General features: G+C 55.5%; 16 protein-coding genes. 4 read left to right on the top strand and 12 right to left on the bottom strand.

Annotation, left to right across the window (positions count from 1 at the left end; translation table 11 throughout):
- Window positions 1-33: 33 nt before the first annotated feature.
- From LAO76_14395 to LAO76_14425, 7 genes are all read right to left on the bottom strand, one after another.
- Window positions 34-1,575 (bottom strand): lipopolysaccharide biosynthesis protein, encoded by a 1,542-nt coding sequence (locus tag LAO76_14395; GenBank protein MBZ5492119.1) that lies wholly within the window; start codon window positions 1,573-1,575, stop codon window positions 34-36.
- 39 nt (window positions 1,576-1,614) lie between these two features.
- Window positions 1,615-3,096, bottom strand: coding sequence for a hypothetical protein (locus LAO76_14400; protein MBZ5492120.1), 1,482 nt, complete (start codon window positions 3,094-3,096; stop codon window positions 1,615-1,617).
- On the bottom strand, window positions 3,093-3,743 hold the full coding sequence (locus LAO76_14405) for a polysaccharide export protein (protein MBZ5492121.1): 651 nt from the start codon (window positions 3,741-3,743) through the stop codon (window positions 3,093-3,095). Before LAO76_14405 ends, LAO76_14400 begins: the two co-directional genes overlap by 4 nt.
- Before the next feature lie 62 nt (window positions 3,744-3,805).
- Window positions 3,806-5,197 carry a TIGR03013 family PEP-CTERM/XrtA system glycosyltransferase gene (locus tag LAO76_14410; GenBank protein ID MBZ5492122.1) on the bottom strand — a complete coding sequence of 464 codons (1,392 nt, stop codon included), beginning with the start codon at window positions 5,195-5,197 and terminating at the stop codon, window positions 3,806-3,808.
- Window positions 5,190-6,308, bottom strand: a complete 1,119-nt coding sequence (locus LAO76_14415) for a sigma-54 dependent transcriptional regulator (protein MBZ5492123.1) — start codon at window positions 6,306-6,308, stop codon at window positions 5,190-5,192. Before LAO76_14415 ends, LAO76_14410 begins: the two co-directional genes overlap by 8 nt.
- A 637-nt stretch (window positions 6,309-6,945) precedes the next feature.
- Window positions 6,946-9,072: a prolyl oligopeptidase family serine peptidase gene (locus tag LAO76_14420; protein MBZ5492124.1), complete on the bottom strand. Its 2,127-nt coding sequence runs from the start codon at window positions 9,070-9,072 to the stop codon at window positions 6,946-6,948.
- A gap of 104 nt (window positions 9,073-9,176) precedes the next feature.
- Window positions 9,177-9,833 carry a YdcF family protein gene (locus tag LAO76_14425; GenBank protein MBZ5492125.1) on the bottom strand — a complete coding sequence of 219 codons (657 nt, stop codon included), beginning with the start codon at window positions 9,831-9,833 and terminating at the stop codon, window positions 9,177-9,179.
- A gap of 386 nt (window positions 9,834-10,219) precedes the next feature.
- Here LAO76_14425 and LAO76_14430 point away from each other — a divergent pair, with 386 nt between their 5' ends.
- Both LAO76_14430 and LAO76_14435 read left to right on the top strand, forming a co-directional pair.
- Entirely contained in the window at window positions 10,220-11,575 is a 1,356-nt protein-coding gene (locus tag LAO76_14430; GenBank protein MBZ5492126.1) for a nucleotide sugar dehydrogenase, read from the top strand.
- Window positions 11,576-11,777: 202 nt separating this feature from the next.
- Complete coding sequence (locus LAO76_14435) at window positions 11,778-12,173, top strand: PilZ domain-containing protein (protein MBZ5492127.1); 396 nt, start codon at window positions 11,778-11,780, stop codon at window positions 12,171-12,173.
- A 23-nt stretch (window positions 12,174-12,196) separates the two neighbouring features.
- On the opposite strand, the gene LAO76_14440 is transcribed toward LAO76_14435, so the two are convergent.
- The 4 genes from LAO76_14440 to LAO76_14455 form a co-directional block, all read right to left on the bottom strand.
- Window positions 12,197-13,867 (bottom strand): IPT/TIG domain-containing protein, encoded by a 1,671-nt coding sequence (locus LAO76_14440; GenBank protein ID MBZ5492128.1) that lies wholly within the window; start codon window positions 13,865-13,867, stop codon window positions 12,197-12,199.
- Between the two features lie 193 nt (window positions 13,868-14,060).
- Window positions 14,061-14,912, bottom strand: coding sequence for a hypothetical protein (locus LAO76_14445; protein ID MBZ5492129.1), 852 nt, complete (start codon window positions 14,910-14,912; stop codon window positions 14,061-14,063).
- Between the two features lie 1,207 nt (window positions 14,913-16,119).
- Window positions 16,120-17,418 (bottom strand): isoprenylcysteine carboxylmethyltransferase family protein, encoded by a 1,299-nt coding sequence (locus LAO76_14450; GenBank protein MBZ5492130.1) that lies wholly within the window; start codon window positions 17,416-17,418, stop codon window positions 16,120-16,122.
- A 3-nt stretch (window positions 17,419-17,421) separates the two neighbouring features.
- Window positions 17,422-18,294: an SRPBCC family protein gene (locus tag LAO76_14455; GenBank protein MBZ5492131.1), complete on the bottom strand. Its 873-nt coding sequence runs from the start codon at window positions 18,292-18,294 to the stop codon at window positions 17,422-17,424.
- Between the two features lie 255 nt (window positions 18,295-18,549).
- On the opposite strand from LAO76_14455, the gene LAO76_14460 reads away from it, so the two are divergent.
- The gene (locus tag LAO76_14460; GenBank protein MBZ5492132.1) at window positions 18,550-19,803 is read left to right on the top strand and encodes an FAD-dependent oxidoreductase; all 1,254 of its coding nucleotides are present in this window, start codon (window positions 18,550-18,552) and stop codon (window positions 19,801-19,803) included.
- Between the two features lie 380 nt (window positions 19,804-20,183).
- Here LAO76_14460 and LAO76_14465 read toward each other — a convergent pair whose 3' ends face one another.
- The gene (locus LAO76_14465) at window positions 20,184-21,167 is read right to left on the bottom strand and encodes an NADPH:quinone oxidoreductase family protein (protein ID MBZ5492133.1); all 984 of its coding nucleotides are present in this window, start codon (window positions 21,165-21,167) and stop codon (window positions 20,184-20,186) included.
- Between the two features lie 271 nt (window positions 21,168-21,438).
- Here LAO76_14465 and LAO76_14470 point away from each other — a divergent pair, with 271 nt between their 5' ends.
- On the top strand, window positions 21,439-23,100 hold the full coding sequence (locus LAO76_14470; protein ID MBZ5492134.1) for a DUF3300 domain-containing protein: 1,662 nt from the start codon (window positions 21,439-21,441) through the stop codon (window positions 23,098-23,100).
- Window positions 23,101-23,134 lie beyond the last annotated feature (34 nt).

Raw genomic sequence — 23,134 nt, forward strand, 5'->3', positions numbered from 1 at the left:
GACTGCCGCATTGTCGTTCTATTTGACGCCTATTTACAAAATCGAGTGCAGCTTTAGATACAATCCTGCTTCAAGCGCGCAACCGATTAGCGAAATCACCACAGCGATGACGGCAAACCGGATCGAACTGCGCCGGTCAGCCGCAGATTGAAGTTGAGGCACAACGGCCAGCAGCGCGACATTTGCGGGTAACATGCCCTTCAGTTCGCGCTCAAACTTGACTGTGCTGTTCATCATGTCTCCGAGATAAGCCAGGCCGACTGACATTGCCAGAGCACCGAGGAAAGCTCCCAGCAACATGAGACCGCGCTTGGGTTTGAATGGCTTTTCCGGCACCTGGGCCAGATCAAGAATAGTGAAGTGCTCAGCTTGCTGCTTTTTTTCCAGATCCGCAGCCATTCCGGCAGAAAAAGTTTTATCGAGTAAAGACTGGTAGTGGTCCTTGGAGACGCTGTAATTGCGATTCAATTCAGCCATCTCCTGCTCACGGACCGGAACCGCGTCAACCTTGGCGCGATAGGAAGCCATCTGGCCGGTAATGCGCTGCTGTTCCTGGGTGAGACGTTTTGATTCGCGATCAAGCAGTTGTAGCCGCACAGTCACGGCAGTATTGTCTTGCGCTTCCGCCACCACAGGAGGATCCGGCGGAAGAGTCTTTAACCTGTCTTCAACGCGCTTCAATTGTGAAGCCGTGTCAATGACCTCAGGGTGAGCGCTGGTATAACGGTTTTGCAGATCTTGTAGCTGAGTGCGAAGGCGACGCCGCTCGCTTTCCAGTTTCGCCCGTTCTGTGACTACCGGAACGGTCTTGACTTCGCCGGTATTCGGACTTTCCAGTCCGCGCGATAGCAGCGTGCGCTCAACTTCAAGGCGGTTGAGCGAATCAGCGTTGGCCTGGAATTGCGCCTGCAATTGCGTGAGAGCCTGCATGTTTGCCGCCTGCTGCTCAGGCATTTCACCCAAGTGACGCATTTTGAATGCGCTCAGGCGGGCTTCCTGCTGTTCAAGATTCTGCTTTGCTTCTTTCAGCTGGGCATCCAGGAATTCCGTGGTGTCCTGTGCCTGCTGTTCACGGCTCTTGACGTTCCATTCAATAAAGCTGGCGGCAAGCTGGTTGGCCACCTGCGCCACCTGCTCACGCTGATGGCCTTCATATTCAATGGTGAACGCGCTCAATCCGGAAGACGATCCCTGCTTCACGGTAATCGAAATGTCCTTGCGCATCAGCTCGATGAGCTCTTCGCGGGAGATCTTCCCCTGCAGCTCAGGATAGAGGTGCATGTCATCGATAATCTGCTGCAAGCGCGTGGTGCTTAGAACCTGTTGCGTAATGGTCGTCAGGCGCTGGCCAGGATCGGAGTTTACCGTGGGGCTCACGTATTTCTCTGAAACTTTCTGCGGGTCGACAAGAATCGTGGTGGTGGCCTTGTAACGGTCCGGCATGAGAAGCACGATGGTGCAGCCCACAAGCGAGAACATTACGGTGCCGAGAAAAATCCATCCGCGATAGTGCCGAATGGTGTGCCAAAAAGCCATCAGCTGATTTGTGGCCTCATGATTTGTTGCCTGGTTCATTGATCCTCTCCCTGAGTCGTTCATCGATGACAGATGGCCTTACCGGAAATGCAGCGGCGCCGGGTACCACTCAATGCCGGCGACTGCGTAGCTCAAATTTCCACTGCCCACGGTCCCACCGGTGCCGTGGTACGAACGATAACCCCCGGTGAAGCCCAGGCTGTTGGTGATCTTGTAACGCACGCGAGGCGCTACGAAGTAACCGTGGTACGCGGGCACAACGGTGGTGATGGAGTCGCCGCGAAGATAACCAGCATCCGTGATGAAAGTCAGACGGCGAAGGTCTTTGGCAAAGCCGACGGTGGCGTTATCTTCCCAGCGGCTATTCAGGTTGGCCACGGTGGTAAACGTGCGGTTCGCACTAGCGTAAACCCTGCCCTTGGTGCCCAGGTTTTTGACCAGGCTGGCGCTGAAATTGGCTGCCTGCGGAGAGCCGCAAGTGGCTGTGGAGAATTGCGGGCCACCCTGCACCTCAAATGAAAGCGTGTGGGTTACGCGCATGGCAATGCCAAGCCCGCCGCCAACGGTATTACAGATGGGGCCGTTCAATACGGTTTCGCCCTCGCCATAGCTGCGGAGGTCAATGCGAGGAGTGAGAGTGCGCACATACTCCAGTCTTCCTCCAACAGCATTGGCATGGGAGCCCACAGACTGCGGCGTGTTGGGGTCACCCTGAATGCCGGTGTAAGTGTGAAAGGCGGTAATGCTGATCTTGTCACGACGGCTTTTCAGCCAGCCCAGGCCGATGCTGCTTTCAGTAAAAGCAACGTTGGTGGCTTGCAGCAATACTGCAGTGGACGAGGTATCCACAACCGGCGTGCTTTGCACCACCAGGAAATTCAACGGTCCCTGCAACCGCGCGGACTGCGAACCATAGCTGCCGCTGCTAGCAAAATTCCAATACAAGCGCTCAGTGATGGAACCCATGCCACTGAAAGTAAGAGTGTGGTAAGCCTGCGGCCCGCCACTCTGCGTGTCATTGGGATTAACGACCGTGGAATACTGCGCGATGTAACGGCCAGTCCGGGTCGGAAGAAAAAGCGCGACGTAAGGGCTGACGGATGTAGAGATCAGATCGGTACCCGTGGGTCCCAGACCGCCGACGCTGTTGGTATAGACGCTGTAGGCGGAAAGGCCGTACAACATCTGATATTTGTAATCTTTGCTCTTGAGCGCGACAGATTGCTGACCCTCAACATACTCACCGTTGGGAATCGTCTGATCGTTGCGCTGCGGCGGATACAGGCTAATCAACTGCCCAGTGCCCAGCGAGACGGTGTACGCTCCCGGACTGTTGGGATACCACGGCAACTCAGTTGACGAGTCCGTTGTGACGTCCGCCTTCTGGTCGGCTGCGTCAGGTGATTTGTCTTGCGCGGGCGTCTGCGCGGCAGTTGGCTGGGCCGTCTGCTCGGCAGTTTGAGTGGCCTTTTGCGCGGTCTGAGCGAAGGCAGATGCAATCATCACCAACGCAACGCAGAAAGAAACCAATACCCGGTTTATAGTTTGGAAAGTTTTCATGGGACCACCACCGTATCTCCTGGATGAAGAGCAATATTTTGATCAGTCTTTTTTCCCTGGATAACTTCGTTGTACTTGAACTTGAGCCGCGACTGGCGGCCATCTTCCGTGCGCAGGACGACGATGCCGTCTCTCTTGGCAAAGGGCGTGAAGCCGCCGGCCTGCGCTATCAACTGCAGGACCGTGGTTTGCGCGTTGAGCGAATAAGTCCCCGGCCGGGCCACCTCACCGGTAATGAAGGCGCGCTTGCTGCGAATCTCAACCACGGTAACGGTAACCTGCGGATTATTGAGAAAGCCTTTCAGCTTTTCGGCCACCATGTCCTGAATCTGCAGCGGGGTCATGCCGCTTACTTTCACTTCATTAATCAATGGCAGTGAAATATTCCCGTCAGTCCGGACAACAACGGTCTGAGAAACTTCCGGTTCTTTCCACACATTCACGCGGATGATGTCGGAGTCGCCGACGATATAGCCGGCGGGAACTACCTCAGCGGGCTTGGAAGTGTCGGCAGGCTTGGTGACATCCGCAGAGGAAGCGTCAGGGGATTTAAGGTTGGCGGTCTGCGTCTGGGACACGAGGCTGCCCGCGCCGGCGATCCAGGAAATCGCTGCGGCAAGTACGATTTGTTTCTTAAACGAAAACATATATGGTCTCCCACTCTCCATCGAAGTCCGCTTTTGCAGTCGACGGTAAAAATTGCAGTTCACTACTTGGCGCCTTTGCCCAAAAAGATGACCTTCACTGTTTCCAAAACAATGACCATGTCCAGCGAAATGGAAAGGTGCTTGATGTAAAAGAGATCGAGCTCGAGCTTTCTCTTGGCGTCTTCCACGGTTGAACCGTACTGGTACTTGATCTGGGCCCAGCCGGTAATCCCGGGGCGCACGGTGTGGCGCTGGGAAAAGAAATCCAGACTGGTTTCCAGCATCTCGCAGAAGTACGGCTGCTCAGGGCGCGGCCCCACCAGGCTCATGGTGCCGTGCAGAATGTTGAAAAATTGCGGCAATTCGTCGAGACGATACTTGCGAATAAATGCGCCGACGCGAGTGATGCGATTGTCGCCATCGGCGGCCCAGCTCGGGCCACCTTTTTCCGCGTCCTGCCGCATGGAGCGGAACTTGAAAATTTCAAACTGCTCGCCATTCAACCCCACGCGTTTTTGCCGGAAGAGAACCGGAGCGCCGCTTTCAATAAGGATGGCGGCTGCCACCAAGGCCATGATGGGCAGAGTAAGCGTAATGGCAACCAGCGCAGCGGCGATATCCATGGCGCGTTTGGCCGCCCGCAAAAACCGGCTCTTGCGGAAGCCATCATTAAAGATGAGCCAGCTGGGAGAAAGCTTTTCCAGGGCGATGCGACCGCTGATGTTTTCAAAAACCGTATGCGCGTCTTCAACCGTGACGCCGGCAAACTTAAGCCGCAACAGCTCGCGATACGGCATGTGCCCACGCTGCTCCTTGAGCGAAAGCACTACACGATCAATATTCTTTTCCCGAACCATCATTTCCAGCTCGCTCAGGCCGCCGATGATCCCGGGATTGACCAGCGACATGCCGATGTTTTCTCCCTTTTCATCCAGAAAGCCAAGAACCTTGAGGTTGAGGTCGGGACGCGAACATATTTCGCGTGTGAGAGCAATGCCGGTGGATCCGGTGCCTACGATCAGGACCCGCTCCGGCCGGCGGAGAAAAAAGAAACCTTTGGAATCAAGCAGCACACGCCATCCGAAGATCAACGTCATGATGGTGGGAATGGCAAATGCCGCAATGCCACGGCCAAGGCTAACGCCGGGAGCGATGTAGTAAACCATCGCCAAACCGATGCATGCCACCCCAAGGGCCTGCAAAAGACCGATCAACAAACGCGAGCGCGACTTCATGACTTCAACGTCATAGAGGTCGTTGTAATACAGGGCAAATTCGCACATGAGAACGACGATAAGGAACCGAACAACTGGATTGCCGCCGGCGTATTCCCATCGTGAAGAGGCAAAACGCATGGCTGTGGCCAGCGCAAGCCCTAAAATAATCAGAAGGCTTTCGCTCGTCAGCAGCACCAGCGTCTTGGTGGGAATCTTTTGGCCGCCAATCTTAAGCATTGCTCACCTTGGCAATCGGCAGGATGTTCTCCAGATTTTTTGCGGCAGCTTCAGGCTCCAGATCGCCGTGAGGGACGGGAACGCCGTTTTCCGAGGGCATGTTCTTTACGTTGGCCGTGCGATTGGGTGACAGACCGGCATCGCGAATCTTATAAAGGAGTGCGCGATAGCTGATCTTGAGCGATTCAGCTGCGCGACGGCGGTTCCAGTGGTGGGCCTGCAGCACCTTGAGAATGATCTCTTTTTCAAGACGGTGCACGGCCTGGCTGGTGATCTTCTTGAGAGGCACCGGTCCTTCCATGGGAATTTCAAAATCGAAGTTGCTGGGCGCGGGCTCAGCCAGATCACTGGTGATGCAAGCTTCCGTGCCAAGAATCACATAGCGCTTGATCAGGTTTTCCAGTTGGCGGATGTTTCCCGGCCAGTGATAGGCCTGCAACAGGCGCATGAGCGAAGCCGATAGCGGAACCGCGCGGCGGTTATACATCATGTTGAAATGAGCGAGGAAATAGTCGACCAGCTCAGGAATGTCCGCGCTACGTTCACGCAGCGAAGGCAGCGTGATATTCACGACGTTGACACGGTAAAAAAGATCTTCACGGAAAGTGCCGGCGGCAATTTCGCGTTTCAGGTCACGATTGGTAGCGCAGATTACCCGCGCTTCAGACCGGGTGTCTTCTTCCGCGCCGATGCGGCTGAATTTGCCGTCCTGCAAAACCTGCAAGAGCTTGGATTGAAGACCCAGGCTAAGTTCGCCGATCTCATCGAGGAAGAGCGTGCCGCCATCGGCCAGCGCGATCAAGCCAGGTTTGGCGGTAACCGCTCCGGTAAACGCGCCTTTTTCATAGCCAAAAAGCTCGCTTTCCAACAGAGCATCCGGAATGGCGGGGCAGTTTACCTTTACATACGGCCCCTTAGCCACGGGTGAGCCCATGTGAATTAGTTTGGCGATGATCTCTTTACCACTGCCACTGGGCCCTTGAATAAGCACGGGTACATCCGCCGACGCGACCATGGCGAGGTCGCGTTGGACTTTTTTCATAGCGTCCGATGTGCCGAAGATAACGGACTGGGGAGGGACGTCAAAATTGTGCTCTACCGTATGTTTCATTCTTGCTCCGTCCTGCCAAACGTGCGCTTTTGATTCTTAATCTGGATCTAATATGTGCATGTTCAGAGCCAAAGGTGCCACACGGCCATGACCGAGGGGGCAAGGGCTGGGAGGCTGGCGGTTTGAGCTATGTGATTGAAAAAAATTTGGTTAGCAAAGAATTGCTTGGGAAGCTGCTGTCGTCAAGGGCTGTCCATCGAGGCAGAGGGGAGCGCAAAAATAGGAAAATGTTTTCACACAGGGAACATGGGTTTCCCACTGGGATGGGGGCTGGCAGGATAGGCAATTCTGAAGCTCTCTTTGGGAGGAGGCGACTCGCCAGGCTTGCGGTATGGTGCGATCCGGCAGCATGGTTTGCCTATCCCGTAATGTAAAGGGCTGGGCACATAGTCGGATCATTGTTGCCCCGCCAAGTTCATCGGAGTCGCTTCCGAATGACTGTAAGCAGGAATGCAATGCTAAAAGCGGCGCAATCTAATACGACCTGAAAGCCAACTTCCTAATACCGAACCAACTTTCCCGATGCCCATTTATGGCCAACTTCCGGGTGGCCGACAAAGGCATTAAGCTGATTTGTCAACGCTTGGGCGTTTCTCAGGCCCCATGTGGTTTTCTTCGAAACAACAAACCCGTATTTCTACTCTGTCTCAGTCCAAAGGAATCCCATCTCATCCGCATAGTCCTCGACCAGTTGCGTCCGACTCACTCCTGAGCTATGGCCGCCCTTCAGCGAGTAATGCAGCAGCACGGGACGTCCACTCGCGCTTGCGCGCTGCATGAGCGGGGTCATCTTGCGAGCGTTCATTGGATCTACCCGCGTATCCGCGTCCCCGGTAAAGAACATGATTGCCGGATACTTCCTTCCTGCTACAACGTGCTGATAGGGCGAATATTTGTAGATATAGGCAAAATCCGAAGCATTCTCCGCCGACCCATACTCCGTCGTCCAGGTGCGCCCTACCAGAAACTTCTGATAGCGCAACATATCCAGCAACGGATATCCGCACCAGATCGCCGCAAACAGATCCGGCCGTTGTGTCATGGACGCACCCATCAGGAGGCCGCCGTTCGACCGCCCGCGGATGGCAAAGTGCTCTGCGGACGTGTATTTCTCCTTAATCAGATACTCGGCCGCAGCATACCAATCGTCGAAAACGTTTTGCTTCTTCTCAAACATCCCAGCTTTGTGCCACGTCTCACCATACTCATTGCCGCCCCGCAGGTTCGGCATCGCAAACCATCCACCCTGCTCCATCCACCACGCATATTCCGGATTCCAAGCCGGCCTCATGCTCACGGCAAATCCACCATACCCTGTCATCAGCAGCCGCTCGGTGCCGTCCCGTTTCATTCCCTTCTTACCTGCGATAAACATTGGCACCCGCGTGCCGTCCTTGGATGAATAGAAAACCTGTTTCAATTCATAGCGGCTGGCGTCAAATGGTTCCTTCAACTGGTAGAAAATTTTACTCTTTCCTGAACCAATATCGTAGTGAAAGATCGTCGGCGGCTGAATGAACGACTCGAAGGTATAGAACCCATCCTTGTCCTCCGGCCTGCCACTGAGACCTGACCCGTCGCCAATCCCTGGAAAGTCGATCTTCCCAGTCTGCTTGCCTTCCAGCGTAAAGATGGTCAATTCACTGTTCACATCCTTCAAGCGCAGCACAAAAAACTTGTTGCCGACGATGGTCACCTGTTGAAGCACGTCTTTGCCCTCAGGAATTATCGTCTTCCAAGCCTCTGGCTTTGTCCCCATCTCGGCTTTCAAAATGCGGTGGTTCGGAGCGTCCATATCCGTGTCGACGTAGAATGTGTCGCCCACCACGAGCGCACGAAATCGGCTGTCGTAGCCATAAACCAAGGGAACGATCGGCGAGTCTTTCACTCGAAGGTCCTTCAAAAGCAAATCCACGCGCTTTGCGGGGACGCCGCGGCTGACGGTCATCAGCAGATAGTGTCCGTTCTCCGTCACTTGCACATTGATGTAGTCGATCTCGCCCAGTTTCTCACCACGATAGCTCTTGCCCAGAAGCATGGGGTCGTTATCGCCCCCGCCGAAAACGTGAGAGAAAACGCGCGAGCCCTCATGCGGGTAGTACCGGGAATAATAGACAACCTTGTTATCAGGGCTCATCCGTACACCGGAATACCGCGCCGTGGGCAGCACATCCGCCCTGTCCTTGCGCGACGACACATCGAAAAAATGGATCACCGCCTCATCCGCTCCGCCCACGCGCACGCCATAAATCAAAACCGAGCCATCCTCGCTGGCGCCCAAAAGATTCACCGACGTATTTCCATCCGCCGACATCTTTGTCCCATCGATCAGCCGTTCGTCCTTGCCATGGATGCCCACACGCATATAGATCGAACTCTGATTCTCCTCCGCCAGACGCCGCGTGAAAAACAGCCGGTCGCCACGCCGCATGGGTACCGACATCTGATCCACCTTCAAGAGTGCCGCCATCTCCGTCCGCACCTGCGGCAGAAGCTTCACCTGATCCAGATACTGCTGCGTGTATGCATTCTCAGCCGCAATATAGGCACGCGTCTCTGGACTTTGCGCATTCTCCAGCCATCGGTAGTCGTCTGTCACCTTCATATCCGTCCCGCTGGTTTGGCTATACACATCGACTACAGGCTGCTTCGCCACCACCGGGGGAGCAGGGAGCGTAATCCCCTGCTTGCCGTGTACCTGCGCCCAGGCGCCCAAACTCAGCATCCACATTGACACAGCTACCGGCAGGAGAATTTTTCGCATCACTGAACCCTCACTAGAGATTAATTTTGGATCATCGTACCATGTTGGCCGGTGCGGCTTGTCAGGCAGCAAACTCTCGCCGATCGCCTCACTGCCAACGGTCTTTATCTCCAGCGATCGATGCAATTCCACCAGATGACTTTAAGCCATTCATTGAACGCGATTTTGGCCCATTCACGGCGGTTCCACCACCTTGGGCCGAAAAGCCGAGGGTCTTTGGCAGCGGCAACCGACCAATGATATTGAGGCAGGCGATGACGGAAGATGGAGAGTGCGCGCATGGTATGCCAGTCACTGGTGACCAGCAAGACGGCGGCAGGATGGAACGGCTCAAGGCATTTGCCTACATAACCGGTTTCAGTGAGAGTGGAATCCAGTTCAAACGCGCAGACGCTGACCTGTGATGACATGTCTTTGTTTTTGGCGTCCTGCCGGAGGAAGGCTTCGGCGTATTCGGCGGGGGTGTGGCCGAAATAGCGGGAATCAGAAGAAGCGTCGAGCAGCAAATGGCGGGCATAGCCGGCGCGCAACAGCTCCATGCCGCGACGGTACCGCTCGTCCTGGCTGTCACCGGCCAGGACCACGATCACGTCAGACTTTTCCGGATGGTCACGCACCAGCATGCTGCCGGCGAATCGAGCAAACAATAAGAAAGCCAGGAGCAGAAGCAGGAAGAAGTTGCGTATCCTAGCCCGACGATGGGAGTGGGAAATCAGGTTTGGCGGCGCGGACTGGGCGGGTTGGCTGGGCACTGAGCTCATGATCGGCTACCAACAGATTAATAAGGAAGGGCGGCTTTGCACAACAAACCAAACCCTTACCGCTGATAACACTGATAACAATGATTTACACAGATTAAAAAGAGTTCAAAAGGGCCATTTGAATTTGTAAAAATGCGCGTCATCCGTGATCCTTATCTGGGCGAGATTTGCTTTTTGGGCAAAGTAGAACCACTGGGGCTTTCAACGGAGAATGCAATAGTTTTCGGTAAAACTGTGCAAAGTTTTGCGTTGCTGGACGGGATGCGATCAGGGGGGCGGACTTGGATGTCCATCTATCGGCAAGAAAGTAAAGGATGTTGGAGCAAAAACGCGGCGCGCGGGCAGGATTGAAAGTTGGCAGCTGAAATGCCCTAATCGAAAGCATTATGAGCACTTTGGAATATATAGCTACGCCCTCTGATTCATTGACCACCAAGCTGGAAAACCGCACGGCAAAAATTGGCGTGATTGGCCTGGGTTACGTTGGCCTTCCGCTGGTGCTGCTTTTCAGCGAACAAGATTTCCGGGTAACCGGCTTTGACGTTGACGCAAAGAAAGTTGACATCATTAAGCGCGGCGGATCGTACATTGTGCGGATCCCCGAAACCGAAATTCAGGCGGCCAAAAGCAAAGGCTTTACGGCGACCGCCGATTACTCACAGATTTCAAACATGGACGCGATCATCATCTGCGTGCCGACTCCGCTGGATGATCACCATGAGCCTGACCTGAGCTTTATTGAAGCGACAGCGGAAGCGATTGTTCCCCACCTGCGGGCCGGACAACTGGTAGTGCTGGAAAGCACGACGTATCCGGGCACGACGGAAGAGTTGCTGATACCGATCCTGGAGAAGAATCCGCTGGGGCTGAAGGCGGCGCGCGGCGATGAAGAAGCCGCAAACACTTTCTATGTGGCGTTTTCTCCGGAGCGCGAAGATCCGGGCAATGACACGGTGGCGCGCTGCGACATACCAAAAGTTGTGGGCGGGCTGAACAAGAAGGCGACTGAGTTTGGTCGCCAGATGTATGGCACCATCTTTCACAAGACCGTTCCGGTCTCAACGCCGGCGGCGGCGGAGATGACGAAGCTGCTGGAAAATATCTATCGGTGCGTGAACATTGCACTGGTGAATGAACTTAAGTTGCTGAGCCTGCGCATGGGAATCGATATTTGGGAAGTGATTGCAGCGGCTTCAACCAAGCCGTTTGGGTTCCAGCCGTTTTATCCGGGGCCGGGACTGGGCGGACACTGCATTCCGATTGATCCTTTTTATCTCTCATGGAAAGCCAAGGAGTATGACTTCCATACGCGGTTCATTGAGCTGGCCGGAGAGATCAACCTGAACATGCCGTATCACTGCGTGGCTTCGACCGCGGCGGCGCTGAACACGCAGCGCAAGAGCCTGAACGGAGCAAACGTCCTGGTGCTGGGCGTGGCTTATAAGAAGGACATTGACGATCTGCGCGAGTCGCCGTCACTGACGATTATTGAGCTGCTGCAGAAAGAAGGCGCAAAGGTCAGCTATAACGATCCGTTCTTTGAATACGTGGGACGCGGCCGCAAATACAATCTGGAAATGAAAAACACGCCACTGGAAAATCTTGGCCAATATGACGCCGTAGTCATCGTGACAGACCATTCGTCGTACGATTACGCGCAGATTGTGGCTGAAGCGAACCTTGTGGTGGACACGCGCAACGCGACGAAAGGCATTCAGAGCGCTAAGATCGTGCGCTGCTAAAGTTTTGGGCCCTTGTAGCTTCCTCTCTTTCGATGGGCTGGCCGTGATTGGCCAGCCATTTTTTGCGCCATGAGCCAGCCTTGAGCAGAGCGGGGTTGGTTCGGCGGCTAAGGTGTAACCCCGTATTTCCTGTGGAAATAGTAGTTAAGCTTGATACCTCGGTAACCTTCTACTCTGGAATTTCTACGGATATCATCCGTGTATGGCAACGCAAGCGCGCTTACGTTCGGTCCCGGGTGGCAAGGTGTCTCCAGAAAGAGCGGTTTTCAGACGCTGGCAGCGGTACCGGCTCAATCTTCCTATTCGACTTATTCATACCAAGGACGGCACAACAAAAATAATGGCCGGCCGTGGAAATGACATGTCGGAGGGAGGCGTTCTGGTGTTTGCCGGCATGGAGCTCAAGACGGGCGACGAAGTGCTGATTGAGTTTACGCCGCCGTTTGCCGCTGGACCTGTTCGCGCGCGGGGCCTGGTGCGCCATCGCCGCGGCTACAATTACGGGATTGAGTTCGCGCACGATACCAAAGAAGACCAGGAGCAGACAGAAAAGTTTCGTGGACTGCTTCGCCTGGCCGCCGGCAACGCGACAGAGTAGCGTCGCCAAACACAAAATACTTTTTACTCCGGCGCTTCATACGCGCCCAGGTCAAATGCCTTTCCTTGCGGACGCTCCACACCATCTTTATCCGTCGCGCCGCCCTTGCTCAGATCAAATGGATTATTCGGCAGCACGGTTGCGCCCGCATCGCGTGCCGGGCTGGCGCCGCGCAAATGGAAATCAAATTTTCCCAGATCGATGAATTGCGGATCGGCGTTTATGTTTGCAGCGGTCTGCCCCGGCGCGTTCCCTGCTCCGAACCACAGATTTTTCTCGCCGGTAATCTGCGCTTTGTTGCCGTCAAGATAAACTTCTCCGGGCAGCTGATACACAATGTTATTGCGCAGACGGAGCGTCAATCCCGCCGGCGCGGCCCCCACGCTAAACGCGCCGCGTGAACCGTCAGAGTTTCGCGAGCGATTGGCTGCGCAGTCGTACAAAGTATTGTTGAATACTTCCACGGCGCCTGTGCCCACAGGGCCGGTGTTCGTGATGCCCGCAACATAGATACAGGAAAAAGCGCCGCCGCCATCTTTAGGATCGGCCACGCCAACGTGATAGATCACGTTGTTATACGCCTCCACCGGGCCTTTGCTGGGATCGACGGTGGCAAAGTTTATTCCGTTGCAGCTATCGCCATGGATAAGGTTGTCATGCACGTGAAGATCAAACTGGTCATGGCCTGTCTGGTCGCGCGCGCCGCAATCCGGGCGGCACAGCGGCGACGAATGGAACTGCACGGCGCGGCACGTCATGTTGTCATGAATATGGTTCCAGCCAACGTCAATGTGGTTGGAGTCCGTGCTGAAATACACCGCGTGATAAAACTTTGACGCCACCGGTCCCGCGCCGGCATTGTGCACTTCATTCCCATAAAACTTTATGCCGCTGGCGCCGCTCGCTTGCACGCATCCCACCTGGCCATCGCCGCCGGGACATTCAATGTCATTGCCAACAATCTTCCAGCCCGCGCCACCCATATCAATCGCCTGCTTGCCGCCGATGATATGCAGTTGCGAGATCACCCAGTAATCCTCGCGCGCCTGAATGTTCGGCGTGCGAATGCCATAGTCCAGGCCGTACGCTTTGCCAATCGTCGCGCGCGCTCCCGGATACGCCACCAGCGCCTTGGGCGCGCCCGCTTTGCCGGAGTTGTTGCCGCCATCGCGGTCCATGCTCATGTACGCGGTAAAGTGGTCTTCAGAAGTTTGCGCCACGCCGTCTTTTATATAAGTCACGTCGCCCGCGGACATGCGGTCCTTGGCATGGACAATCGTTTTCCACGGCGATTGAACGCTTCCATTGCGCCGGTCACTGCCATTCACCGCGACGAAATAAATCTTTCCCGCGCGGACAGTGAAAGGCAGACCGTTGCTTGCGCCGTCGCCACTCTTCCCTTTCACGTTCACGACGATCGGGCCCGTCTTCGCCGCAGGCCCCAGTTGAAAGGTGATCTTCGTATCAGACCATATAGGATAGTCCGCCGCCGCGCCGCCGCCGATTGTTATTGTTGAAGCGCCGCGCTCCGCGCCAAAGCCCTTGCCCCAGATCGTCACCCAGACGCCCAGATTTTTCTGTCCGCCAACGTTGGGGCCGCTTTCAAGGTCAGAGAAAAAGATGCGGGGCGGAGATTGTGCGGCAAGAGACAGCGGCAACACGAGCAACAGCGCGAGGGCGAGCAAGAATTTCATCAAGGAGTATTAGAACACGGTGCGGGGAGAAAAGATTCTCACCTCGCACCGCAGGTCCTGCTGATCGTGTCATCCGTTACAAGAGTTCCTCCGCTTCCTCCGTTCCTCTGTGTTTCAAGGATTTTGGCGTTATCCACGCTCATCCGCGTTAATCTGCGGACAAACCTTTTTGCTTTTCATTTTGGCAATCTCCCTAGTGTCCCATCAGCGATCTCAGCTCAATCACCTCAATGGGACACTCCGGCCAGTTATGCTCCCAGCACACAATCAGGTCGCATCCATTCGGATCGTGCAGATGTTGCAGAAAATTGCGGCTTTGATATTCAAATTCAATCCATATCGGCTGCCATTTTCCGCCCTCCACGCGGCGCATCGCTTCGCAATCCGGAAACGCCGCTTGCAGACCTGTCACCATAAAACCCAGTTCCACCGCCAGGGAACCAAATAGAAACAGCACCCCCGCCTCATTCGTCGGACAATACGCCAGCGCGCAAGGCTTCATCGGGGCTCCATATAATGGCCTGTCAATTAGCGCCTTCCACCGCTTCAAGGATTGTTCCCCCTGCTCTTGCATCATGGATCCCTCGGCTTTTTTGTCATTCGCCGTAATCAGTTCCAGGATGTCCTTCCATTCCTCTGCCAGTCCGTGCTTCTCTGCATATTGTTTCAATCCGTATGGGACGTGTTTCCAACTTCCAAAACGCATTCTCAGTGGCGTTTCACTGTAGTTGCCAAGGTGGGTGTATTCCAACACGCTGGGGATCTTCTTTAGCTGTCTTGCTACGGTAGCCCAGTCTCGAAACAAATCCGGCATGTCCGCCTTCCGGCTGTCTCCTTCGGTCCTAAGCTTGCAGTCTCGGAGGGCCCAGCTGTACTTGCCAAAGTGCTTTCTAATGGCCGATTCACTCACCTTGCTCGTCCTTTGCAGATCTGTAAGGCTCGGCACGCGTCCCAGCTTTTCTGCGCACCTGGTAATGGCGGACATAATCTCTTCTTTCGTCTTGCCCGGTTTGCGTATCTTCCTGTTTGCTTTTTGATTGGTCATCTTCTTCTCCCAATAAAAAAGCCACCCAGGTTTTTGGGTGGCTTTAGATTTTTCAAAACTGTGGTCTTATTTGCTGGTTGCTGAATGCTGCTTGGGTGACTTCAGGTTTTTAAAATTTGCAATTTGCTATTGCTGGACGAGCGGACGTGATTTCGTTAAACGGGCTATATGGAGCGCAGCCGCCCTCGGTGCGTGCTGTACTACGGCACAGGCACTCTTGCCTGTTGTGTGCATTTGGGTTTGTTCGGACAACGTAGAGCGCAAGCTAGGGTCCTATCAATGCCCGATTTTGCTTAATGGGATTGAGAAGCCCTCGCCTGCTTGGATTATGAATTTACACGGAGCTCACTCACGTGTGCGCGGACAGATATTCACAAGGACTCGTGCCTGTCCGTTACCAAATACCAATTACTAAATACCAAATAGAAGGGATGAATGAATCTGAAACACAAAAGCTAATTGCCAGTTGCTAATTGCTTAGCTGCTAGCTGCTTTTTCGCACACCACGGCCCCCTACCAAAGGAGCTTTTTCATTCCGAAATGAAGCCTCAGCCGGCTCACACTTCAGGTCCTAAGGGGCCGCGGTAACTGGGACCCAAACGGTAGGCCACAGACCACAGAGTTGCAGGCCGTTTCGGGTTTCCCCGGCCAGCAAGCCTTTGTCGCTTGCTGCTCCTCCCGCCGACGCCGCTCCCGGCTGAAGTACCCTCACAATATAGCAAATATAGGGCGAACAAAGCAATAGAAAAGTGATGGATTTTGAGAAAAAATAGCGCGATTCGGTTCCCCCCACACTACGAGGTCAATCCTGCCAATAGCCGTTAAAAAGCGATCAACATTCTATGGGATCAGCAATTTCAGCACACGAAATCGCCAGAACCAGCGACGATTCAGCCCGGAGTCGCGAAACAGTCTAGCTGTGAAGCGTAAGCCTGGGTCGATTTTTAGAGCAGAAGAGGAGCCCCGTAGGCGGCCACACCAAACGCGCGGTCTTCTTCCTGTTGGGTTATGCGGCGACACCCAAATGCGTCCTGATCACAATGCGTCTCCACCGCGACACAAGTGTCAGGGCCCGACTTCAGTCGGGCCGAAAATCTGAAAAACAAGTCCTTTCCACTCTGCCGACGGCCCGCGCGCAGCGAAGCGGAGCGCGCAAAACTTGAGGGGATTTGATCTTCCATCATCGGATTCGGTAAGGTGCGAACGATTACTTAGCAGTCTTTTGGATCCTCGGCGCCGGAATCTCACAACTCCTGCGTCTAACCGGCATTGGCCCTCCGCCGCTTGCATCAACAATTGCCTGTAATGCGGCGTTGATGCCGGGAAGTCGCAAGGCCATACCGGCTAATGCATAACCAAGATTCACATGCTCCATGGCCCGCGCCAGCGCAGCCAGCCCATCGTCTTCAACTGCGTCTGATTCGTAGGTCATCCTCTCCAGATTGCGCCGTGGATGGTCTTCAGCCGCAACAACCTCCAGCCCAATAGGCGTCAAGCTTTTCAGGAAGGCCGCCATCTGGGAACACTTGAAGCAATCTTCTGCAAGATAAATGCGCGCCGGCTGGTTAATTGCAGGACGCCACCGCGGCAGCCAGTTTCGTACCTGCCTGCGATAGTCAAGAAAGCTTTGACCATAGCGCTGTCGCAAATCACTGTCTTCGTCCCAGTGTGCCAGGCCGGCGCTGTACACAATGGAAACCAGAGATCCCAGCAGCAGCCATGGGAGCCTTAGCCCAATAGCCATCACAATCAGCAACAGCGCTGTGGAACTCTGCATGGGATTGGCAATGTAACGGTAAATACCGCTGCGCACCAGTTGCTGTGGTGGATCAAAAGGCAGTGGCGTTCCCTGCCCGACTTTAGCAAACTCCTGCACCGCACTGACACCGGGCAGCGCGGCCAGAAAGATTGCTATCGCCAGCAAATGTAGATGGAGTGACGTGATGTGCGCCAACCGCTCAAGTCTTTCTGAGGCGTTGGCCACCGCCACGGTTGAAAGAAGGAACAAACCGCTGAAGCACACTGTCTGCAGGAGTGCCCGTCGCTTCACGCTGCGGCAATCGCGTGTCCAGCGGGCCAGCAAAAGGCCAGGGGCCACACATACGGACAAAGCAATGCATTCACCGATCAACCATCTCTTTCCCAGCATCACCACAGGAGCGCACATCGGCATCAGGACCAGGTCGGCGATTCCCAGTACTATGGCCACGATCCATAGAGGTGTATAGCGAAACAGCAACCCGGCCGCAGTCCCCCAGAAAGCTGACCATCCGATCCAGAGGTCCACGGGCATTCCGAACAAGGTGCCGCCGTTCACGCTGAAACTCCACCAGCCGAAATGCATTGCCATCAGGTTCACCCCGAGCAGCGCAGGCAGGTTCCACGCGGTTGCCAGCAGAGCGCCTGTGGCCTCTCGCTGCGCCGGCTTGCGCCAGTTCCAAAGCGCCAGCGCAGACACAAGCGGAACATACAGCGAGATTGCCCGAATGATGAATGTGCGATTCAATGTTCACCTCGGCGTAGCTGCATCTTGAATCAGCTGGTCCGCCGCCAGGCGCGTTGCGTAGCGTTCCCACGGGCCAAAGTACCAGGCCGGATCCAGAAGGCGCCGATAGTGCAATGTCCATCGCACGCGTGTGTGGGAAGCATCCACGGCTGCCCACTCAACAGTGGACTCTTTCCACTTCAGCCAATGCGCCACATGGCTGGTGTCTGAAATGGAACGCCAACGCAACCGCCTGTCCGTGTGCTCAGCAACTTCCAGCACCAGATCGCCCGGCTTGCCTTCCCCTCCGGCAAAGTGAATGGTTTCGCGCGCGCCTACCGCAGTTCCCTGAATGTTTGCGCTCACAGGTCTGGGGAAGCCCATCCGCAGATACAGTGGAAGAGTGCTGTTGGTCTTTGGCGGAGCGGCAAGCGCTGCATTCACCTGTTCTGGCGTTGCAACAAGCATGCGCTCCGCGGTTACCGTTTCCTCGCGGCTGAAAGATAAGCCCGGACGAGTGCCTTCACTGCTGATTGGAACCATCGTCAGAATAAGCACGCAGGAAACGATGGTGGACTGTTTATCGGCCCGGTCACGCGCAATGCCAATGATGATGGCGACCAAATAAAAGAGCGGTGATGCCATCAGGATGCAAATGAGCCCTTCGCCAAGAAACACGCCGGAAATGCCGATGAAAAGCGTCACAGATTTCAATGCCGTTCCCGTAGCGCTGGCCGGCTTCGGCGTCAGCACGCAAAGAGCAGCGATCAGTGCGGGAATCCCGATAAAAAGCGCCGAGGTCTGTTCCAGCCGTTCAAACACCGTCACCCGGTACCACACGCTTGCCACCACTGCGCCTGCGATTGCAATAAGCCAGCCCAATTTCCGCTTATCCATGGTTCATTCCTTCCGCTGATGATTTGCAACTTCGCTGTGCCATCTGGGGGTTTTTGGCCATCAACGCTGCCCGAATTTGAACATGTTCATAATATGCCGCACGTAAATTTGGAAGTCAATGAAAATATGAACGTGTTCAAATAAAACGCGCAACCTCATGGATCTGCAAGGCTTAGCCGCACAGGCACATCCCGGAACGCCAGGAGGTTTGATTGACGTTGTCTCTGATCACTACCATGATCATGAGTCCCTCGAATGACCGACCCCATCCACACTCGTTGCTGCATTGCCGGAGGAGGACCAGCCGGCATGATGCTGGGCTTTCTTCTGGCCAGAGCGGGCGTGGATGTATGTGTGCTGGAAAAGCATGCGGATTTTCTGCGTGATTTCCGCGGTGACACCATTCATCCTTCAACGCTGGAACTGATGTATGAGCTGGGGATTCTGGAAGATTTTCTCAAGCGTCCGCATCAGGAAATACTTGAACTGGGCGGACAGGTGGGCAAGGAGATGGTGACCATCGCCGATTTCCGCCACCTGCCAACCCATTGCAAGTTCCTGGCGCTCATGCCGCAGTGGGACTTCCTGAACTTTATTGTCGAACATGCGCGGCAGTATCCGGCTTTCCGCCTCATGATGCAGACTGAGGTGGTTGATCTGCTAGAAGACAACGGCGCAATCGCGGGCGTGGTTGCGAAGACGCCCACAGGCGTGATGGAGATTCGCGCGGATCTTACAGTCGGCGCAGACGGCCGCCATTCTGTGGTGCGTGAACGCGCCAGGTTGCAGGTCATCGACCTGGGCGCGCCCATGGATGTCTTCTGGATGCGCTTGAGCCGGCGCTCTACCGATCCGGCGCAGACTTTTGGCCACGTGGAACCCGGCAAGATCTTTGTAATGCTGGACCGTGAAGATTACTGGCAGTGCGCGTACGTGATTCCCAAGGGCCGGGGTGAAGAGATCAAGAGCAAGGGGCTAACCGCTTTCCGCGAAGAGATTGCCGCACTGTCTCCGTTTCTCCGCGACCGCGTGGAGGAATTGCGAGACTGGAAAGATATAAGCCTGCTTACTGTGGCGGTGGACCGGCTGGCGCGCTGGTTTCGTCCGGGGTTGTTGTGCATTGGCGATGCGGCGCATGCCATGTCGCCGATTGGAGGTGTTGGAATCAACCTGGCCATTCAGGACGCAGTGGCTGCCGCGAATATCCTAAGCAGCAAGCTGCGGCAAGGAACTCCTTCTGTCGAAGATCTTCAGGCAGTGCAGCGCCGACGGATGTTTCCAACACGGGCCACGCAACGCATGCAACTGGTGATACAGAACAACGTGATCAGGCGCGTACTGGGCGCGACAAAACCCATATCGCTTCCCTGGTTTCTAAAATTGTTCCGTCGATTTCCCTACCTTCGCCGCTTCCCCGCGCGCGTGGTTGGCATTGGATTCCGGCCGGAGCACATCAGGACGGGTGCGCAGGAAAAGATGGGCTCTCGATCAATGATCGATGATCACTGATCACGATCAATAATGTCTTCCTGGCTCCGCTATGGGCTGCCGATGTGTCGGCTTTGACGTGCGCTGAACGATCCGAAGTTCATCCCAGTCAAAGGCAAACTGTTTGCCGCACTTCAGGCAGGTAACATACGTTCCCGTTTGCCATGCGGCAGCAGGTCTGGGTTCGCCGGGCCTGGGTGAAAAGGGAAAGCTGAGTCGCCTGTGCCAGCAGCCGAACAGAATGTCAGTAAGTTTGAGTTCTACATGCACGGGCTCTTATTCCTTGAGCCCAATGTAAATGGAGGTGATGATCGCAGACAGTGACACAGATCACAAGCAACGCCGTAGTACTCGCGGGATCGCCGCGAATGCTACAGAAATCCGAAATTAGCTCTCTCGTGTCAGACTCTGCCCGTCGTCAGCACCACTTTGCCTGTCGACTTGCGTTGCCGCAGCAGTTCCATGGCCGAGGCGGCATCCTTGAGGTCCAAGTGTTGCGAGACGTGTGGCTTGAGTTTGCCTTCTTCAAACCAGCGCAGCAGTTTGCTGTAGGAGTCGCGCAGAAGCTCCGGCTTGCGCGGCTGATGCGATCCCCAGTAAAAGCCGATTACGTCAATGTTCTTGACCAGCACGATATTGGCGGGAATCTGGGGAATGCGTCCGGAAGTGAAACCGATAATAATGATGCGTCCGCACCATGCGATCGAGCGCAGGCCGGCGTCAAACGCGTCGCCGCCCACCGGATCATAGATCACATCGGCATTATGGCCGCCCGTAATGGCCTTCACCCGCTCGCGGATGTCTTCCCGCGAATAGTCAATCAGGTGGTCCGCGCCGTGCTCTTTGGCGATAGCAAGTTTTTCCGGGCCATTGGCGCACGCAATCACATGCGCGCCCATGGCTTTGCCAATTTCGACTGCTGTGAGCCCAACGCCACCAGCGGCGCCAAAGACCAGCAGCCATTCGCCGGACTGGAGATGCGCGCGCCAGTCAAACGCGCCGTGCGACGTGCCATACGTCACGGGAAATCCCGCGGCGGAAATGAAATCCATGGAGTCAGGAATTTTGTATACGCGGCCCGCGTCAACCACAACCTCTTCCGCAAACGCGCCTGTACCGGTCAGCGCCATTACCCGATCGCCAACGCGCAAGCTGCTCACGCCCGCGCCCACTTCAGTGACCGTGCCGGAACATTCCATGCCGGGCGTAAACGGAAACGCGGGTTTCTCCTGGTATTGGCCGGAGATCAGCAGAAGGTCGGCAAAATTGATACCGGCGGCTTGCACGGCAATCCGCACCGCGCCATTTTTAATCGCTGGCGAAGGTACATCTTCAACCACCAGTTTTTCTGGACCACCCCATTCTTTGCACAGCACCGCGCGCATGGCGATCTCCTTTTTTTTCGGAAGCGATATTGTAATCGAGCCGCCGCTTTCTCCCACTACGCATCCGCACTTTTGCAAAACTGCGCATTACCTGCGCGTTATCGAGCACGCAGCCATCATCGCATGCGCGGGATGTGCAAAATTGCACAGCCACTAAATGTGAGCCACATCACAGATCGTGCGCGATCCTGATGTCACACTCGTAATGTCTTGGCGTCCGTCTGTCAGGCTCGTCATGGCCAGAGTTTGCGTACCAGGGAAGGATTTGGGCATGAAGAAATTTTTGGCATTCTTACTTATCTTCGCAATCACATTCGCGGTTCCTTCCGCCGGGGCGCGGCCACTTGCGAACGCGCTATCGCCCCAGGACGAAGGATATGACCAGGGATACGAAACCTATTTCTCAGCCGACCAACTGGAGAACCTGGTTGCGCCCATTGCGCTGTATCCTGATCCGCTGCTCGCGCAGGTCTTGCTGGCAGCAACTTTTCCTGACCAGATTGATGAAGCGGCCCGCACCGTCCGCGCTTATGGCGCCGGATACGCCATTGATTCTGCGCCCTGGGATGTAAGCGTGAAAGCCGTGGCGCACTATCCCACCGTGCTTTCCATGATGGCTGACAAAATCGATTGGACCACTTCGCTCGGCCAGGCCTACGTCAACCAGTCTTCTGATCTCATGGATGCCGTGCAGCGCCTGCGCAGGCAGGCCCGCTCCCGCGGATATCTGGTCAGCTCGCCGCAGCAGCAAATCGTTGAGACCGACGGCTATCTTTATATTTATCCGGAACAACCGGAATATATCTATGTCCCATACTATGATCCGGCAGTCATCTTTGCCTCGTACCCGGGATACTATGTCAGCTCTGCTCTCTGGTTCGGCACGGGGTTTCTCATTGGCGCATGGCTCAATCATGATTGCGACTGGGGTCATCATCGCGTCTTTTATCATGGCTGGGGAGGCGGCGGCCCGGTTTGGATCGCGCGTTCGCGCTCTCACATCCATATCAACAACATTTACGTCAACGATAGATATCGCAACGTGGCGCCAAACCGTCACGTCCTTGATCGGCACGTTAACTATGGCGCGCTGGACCGCTACAACAGCGTCCATCGTGGCGTGGATTACAACAATGTGCGCCGCCCGCGCACCGATGCCGGTCAGCGAACCAACGCCGGCCCCCGCCCCGCGCCGGTAAGTCCGGGCAATCAGCACCCTGACAACAAAATAATTCGCCGCACCATCGATCCCAATGATCCTCACATTGAATCTCATCGCGGACGCACGCAAGAGCCTCAACCGCAGGTTCAGCAACCAAACATTCCTCGACCTGAAGACCGCCGTCGTGAGACTCCGCAGGTCCAGCAACCGCAGGTTCAGCAACCAAACATTCCTCGACCTGAAGACCGCCGTCGTGAAACCCCGCAGGTTCAACAACCGCAGGTTCAACAACCAAACATTCCTCGACCTGAAGACCGCCGTCGTGAGACTCCGCAGGTCCAGCAACCACAGGTTCAGCAACCAAACATTCCTCGACCTGAAACTCATCGGCCTGACATTCAGCAACCGCAAGTTCAGCGGCCGCAGGTCCAGCAACCACAGGTCCAGCAACCCAACATTCCTCGACCTGAAGGACGCCGCCCTGATATTCAGCAACAAGTTCCACACACGACTCTTCCCGCGCAGGTTCCCAGGACAAATCCAGCACCGCCGCAACCACGGCAGCCGGACGTGCAGCGCCAGCCGCCATCTGTCTTCAAGGGTGGTGGTGGAGGCGGTGGTTCTTTCGATCCCCGAGCGTCCAGCCAGCGCGGCCAGCAAAGCCGCCAGCAACAGAGTCATCCAGTGCAGCAGGCTCCGCAAGCTCCGCGGCAGCAGGCTCCAGCTCAACAGCACGGCCAGCAAGGCCAGCCACGCGGCAGGGGGCGGTAATGAAACAGCCAGGACACATCAACTATCAGAGATA

This window comes from Terriglobia bacterium, from assembly GCA_020072645.1.
Lineage (GTDB): Bacteria > Acidobacteriota > Terriglobia > Terriglobales > Acidobacteriaceae > Angelobacter.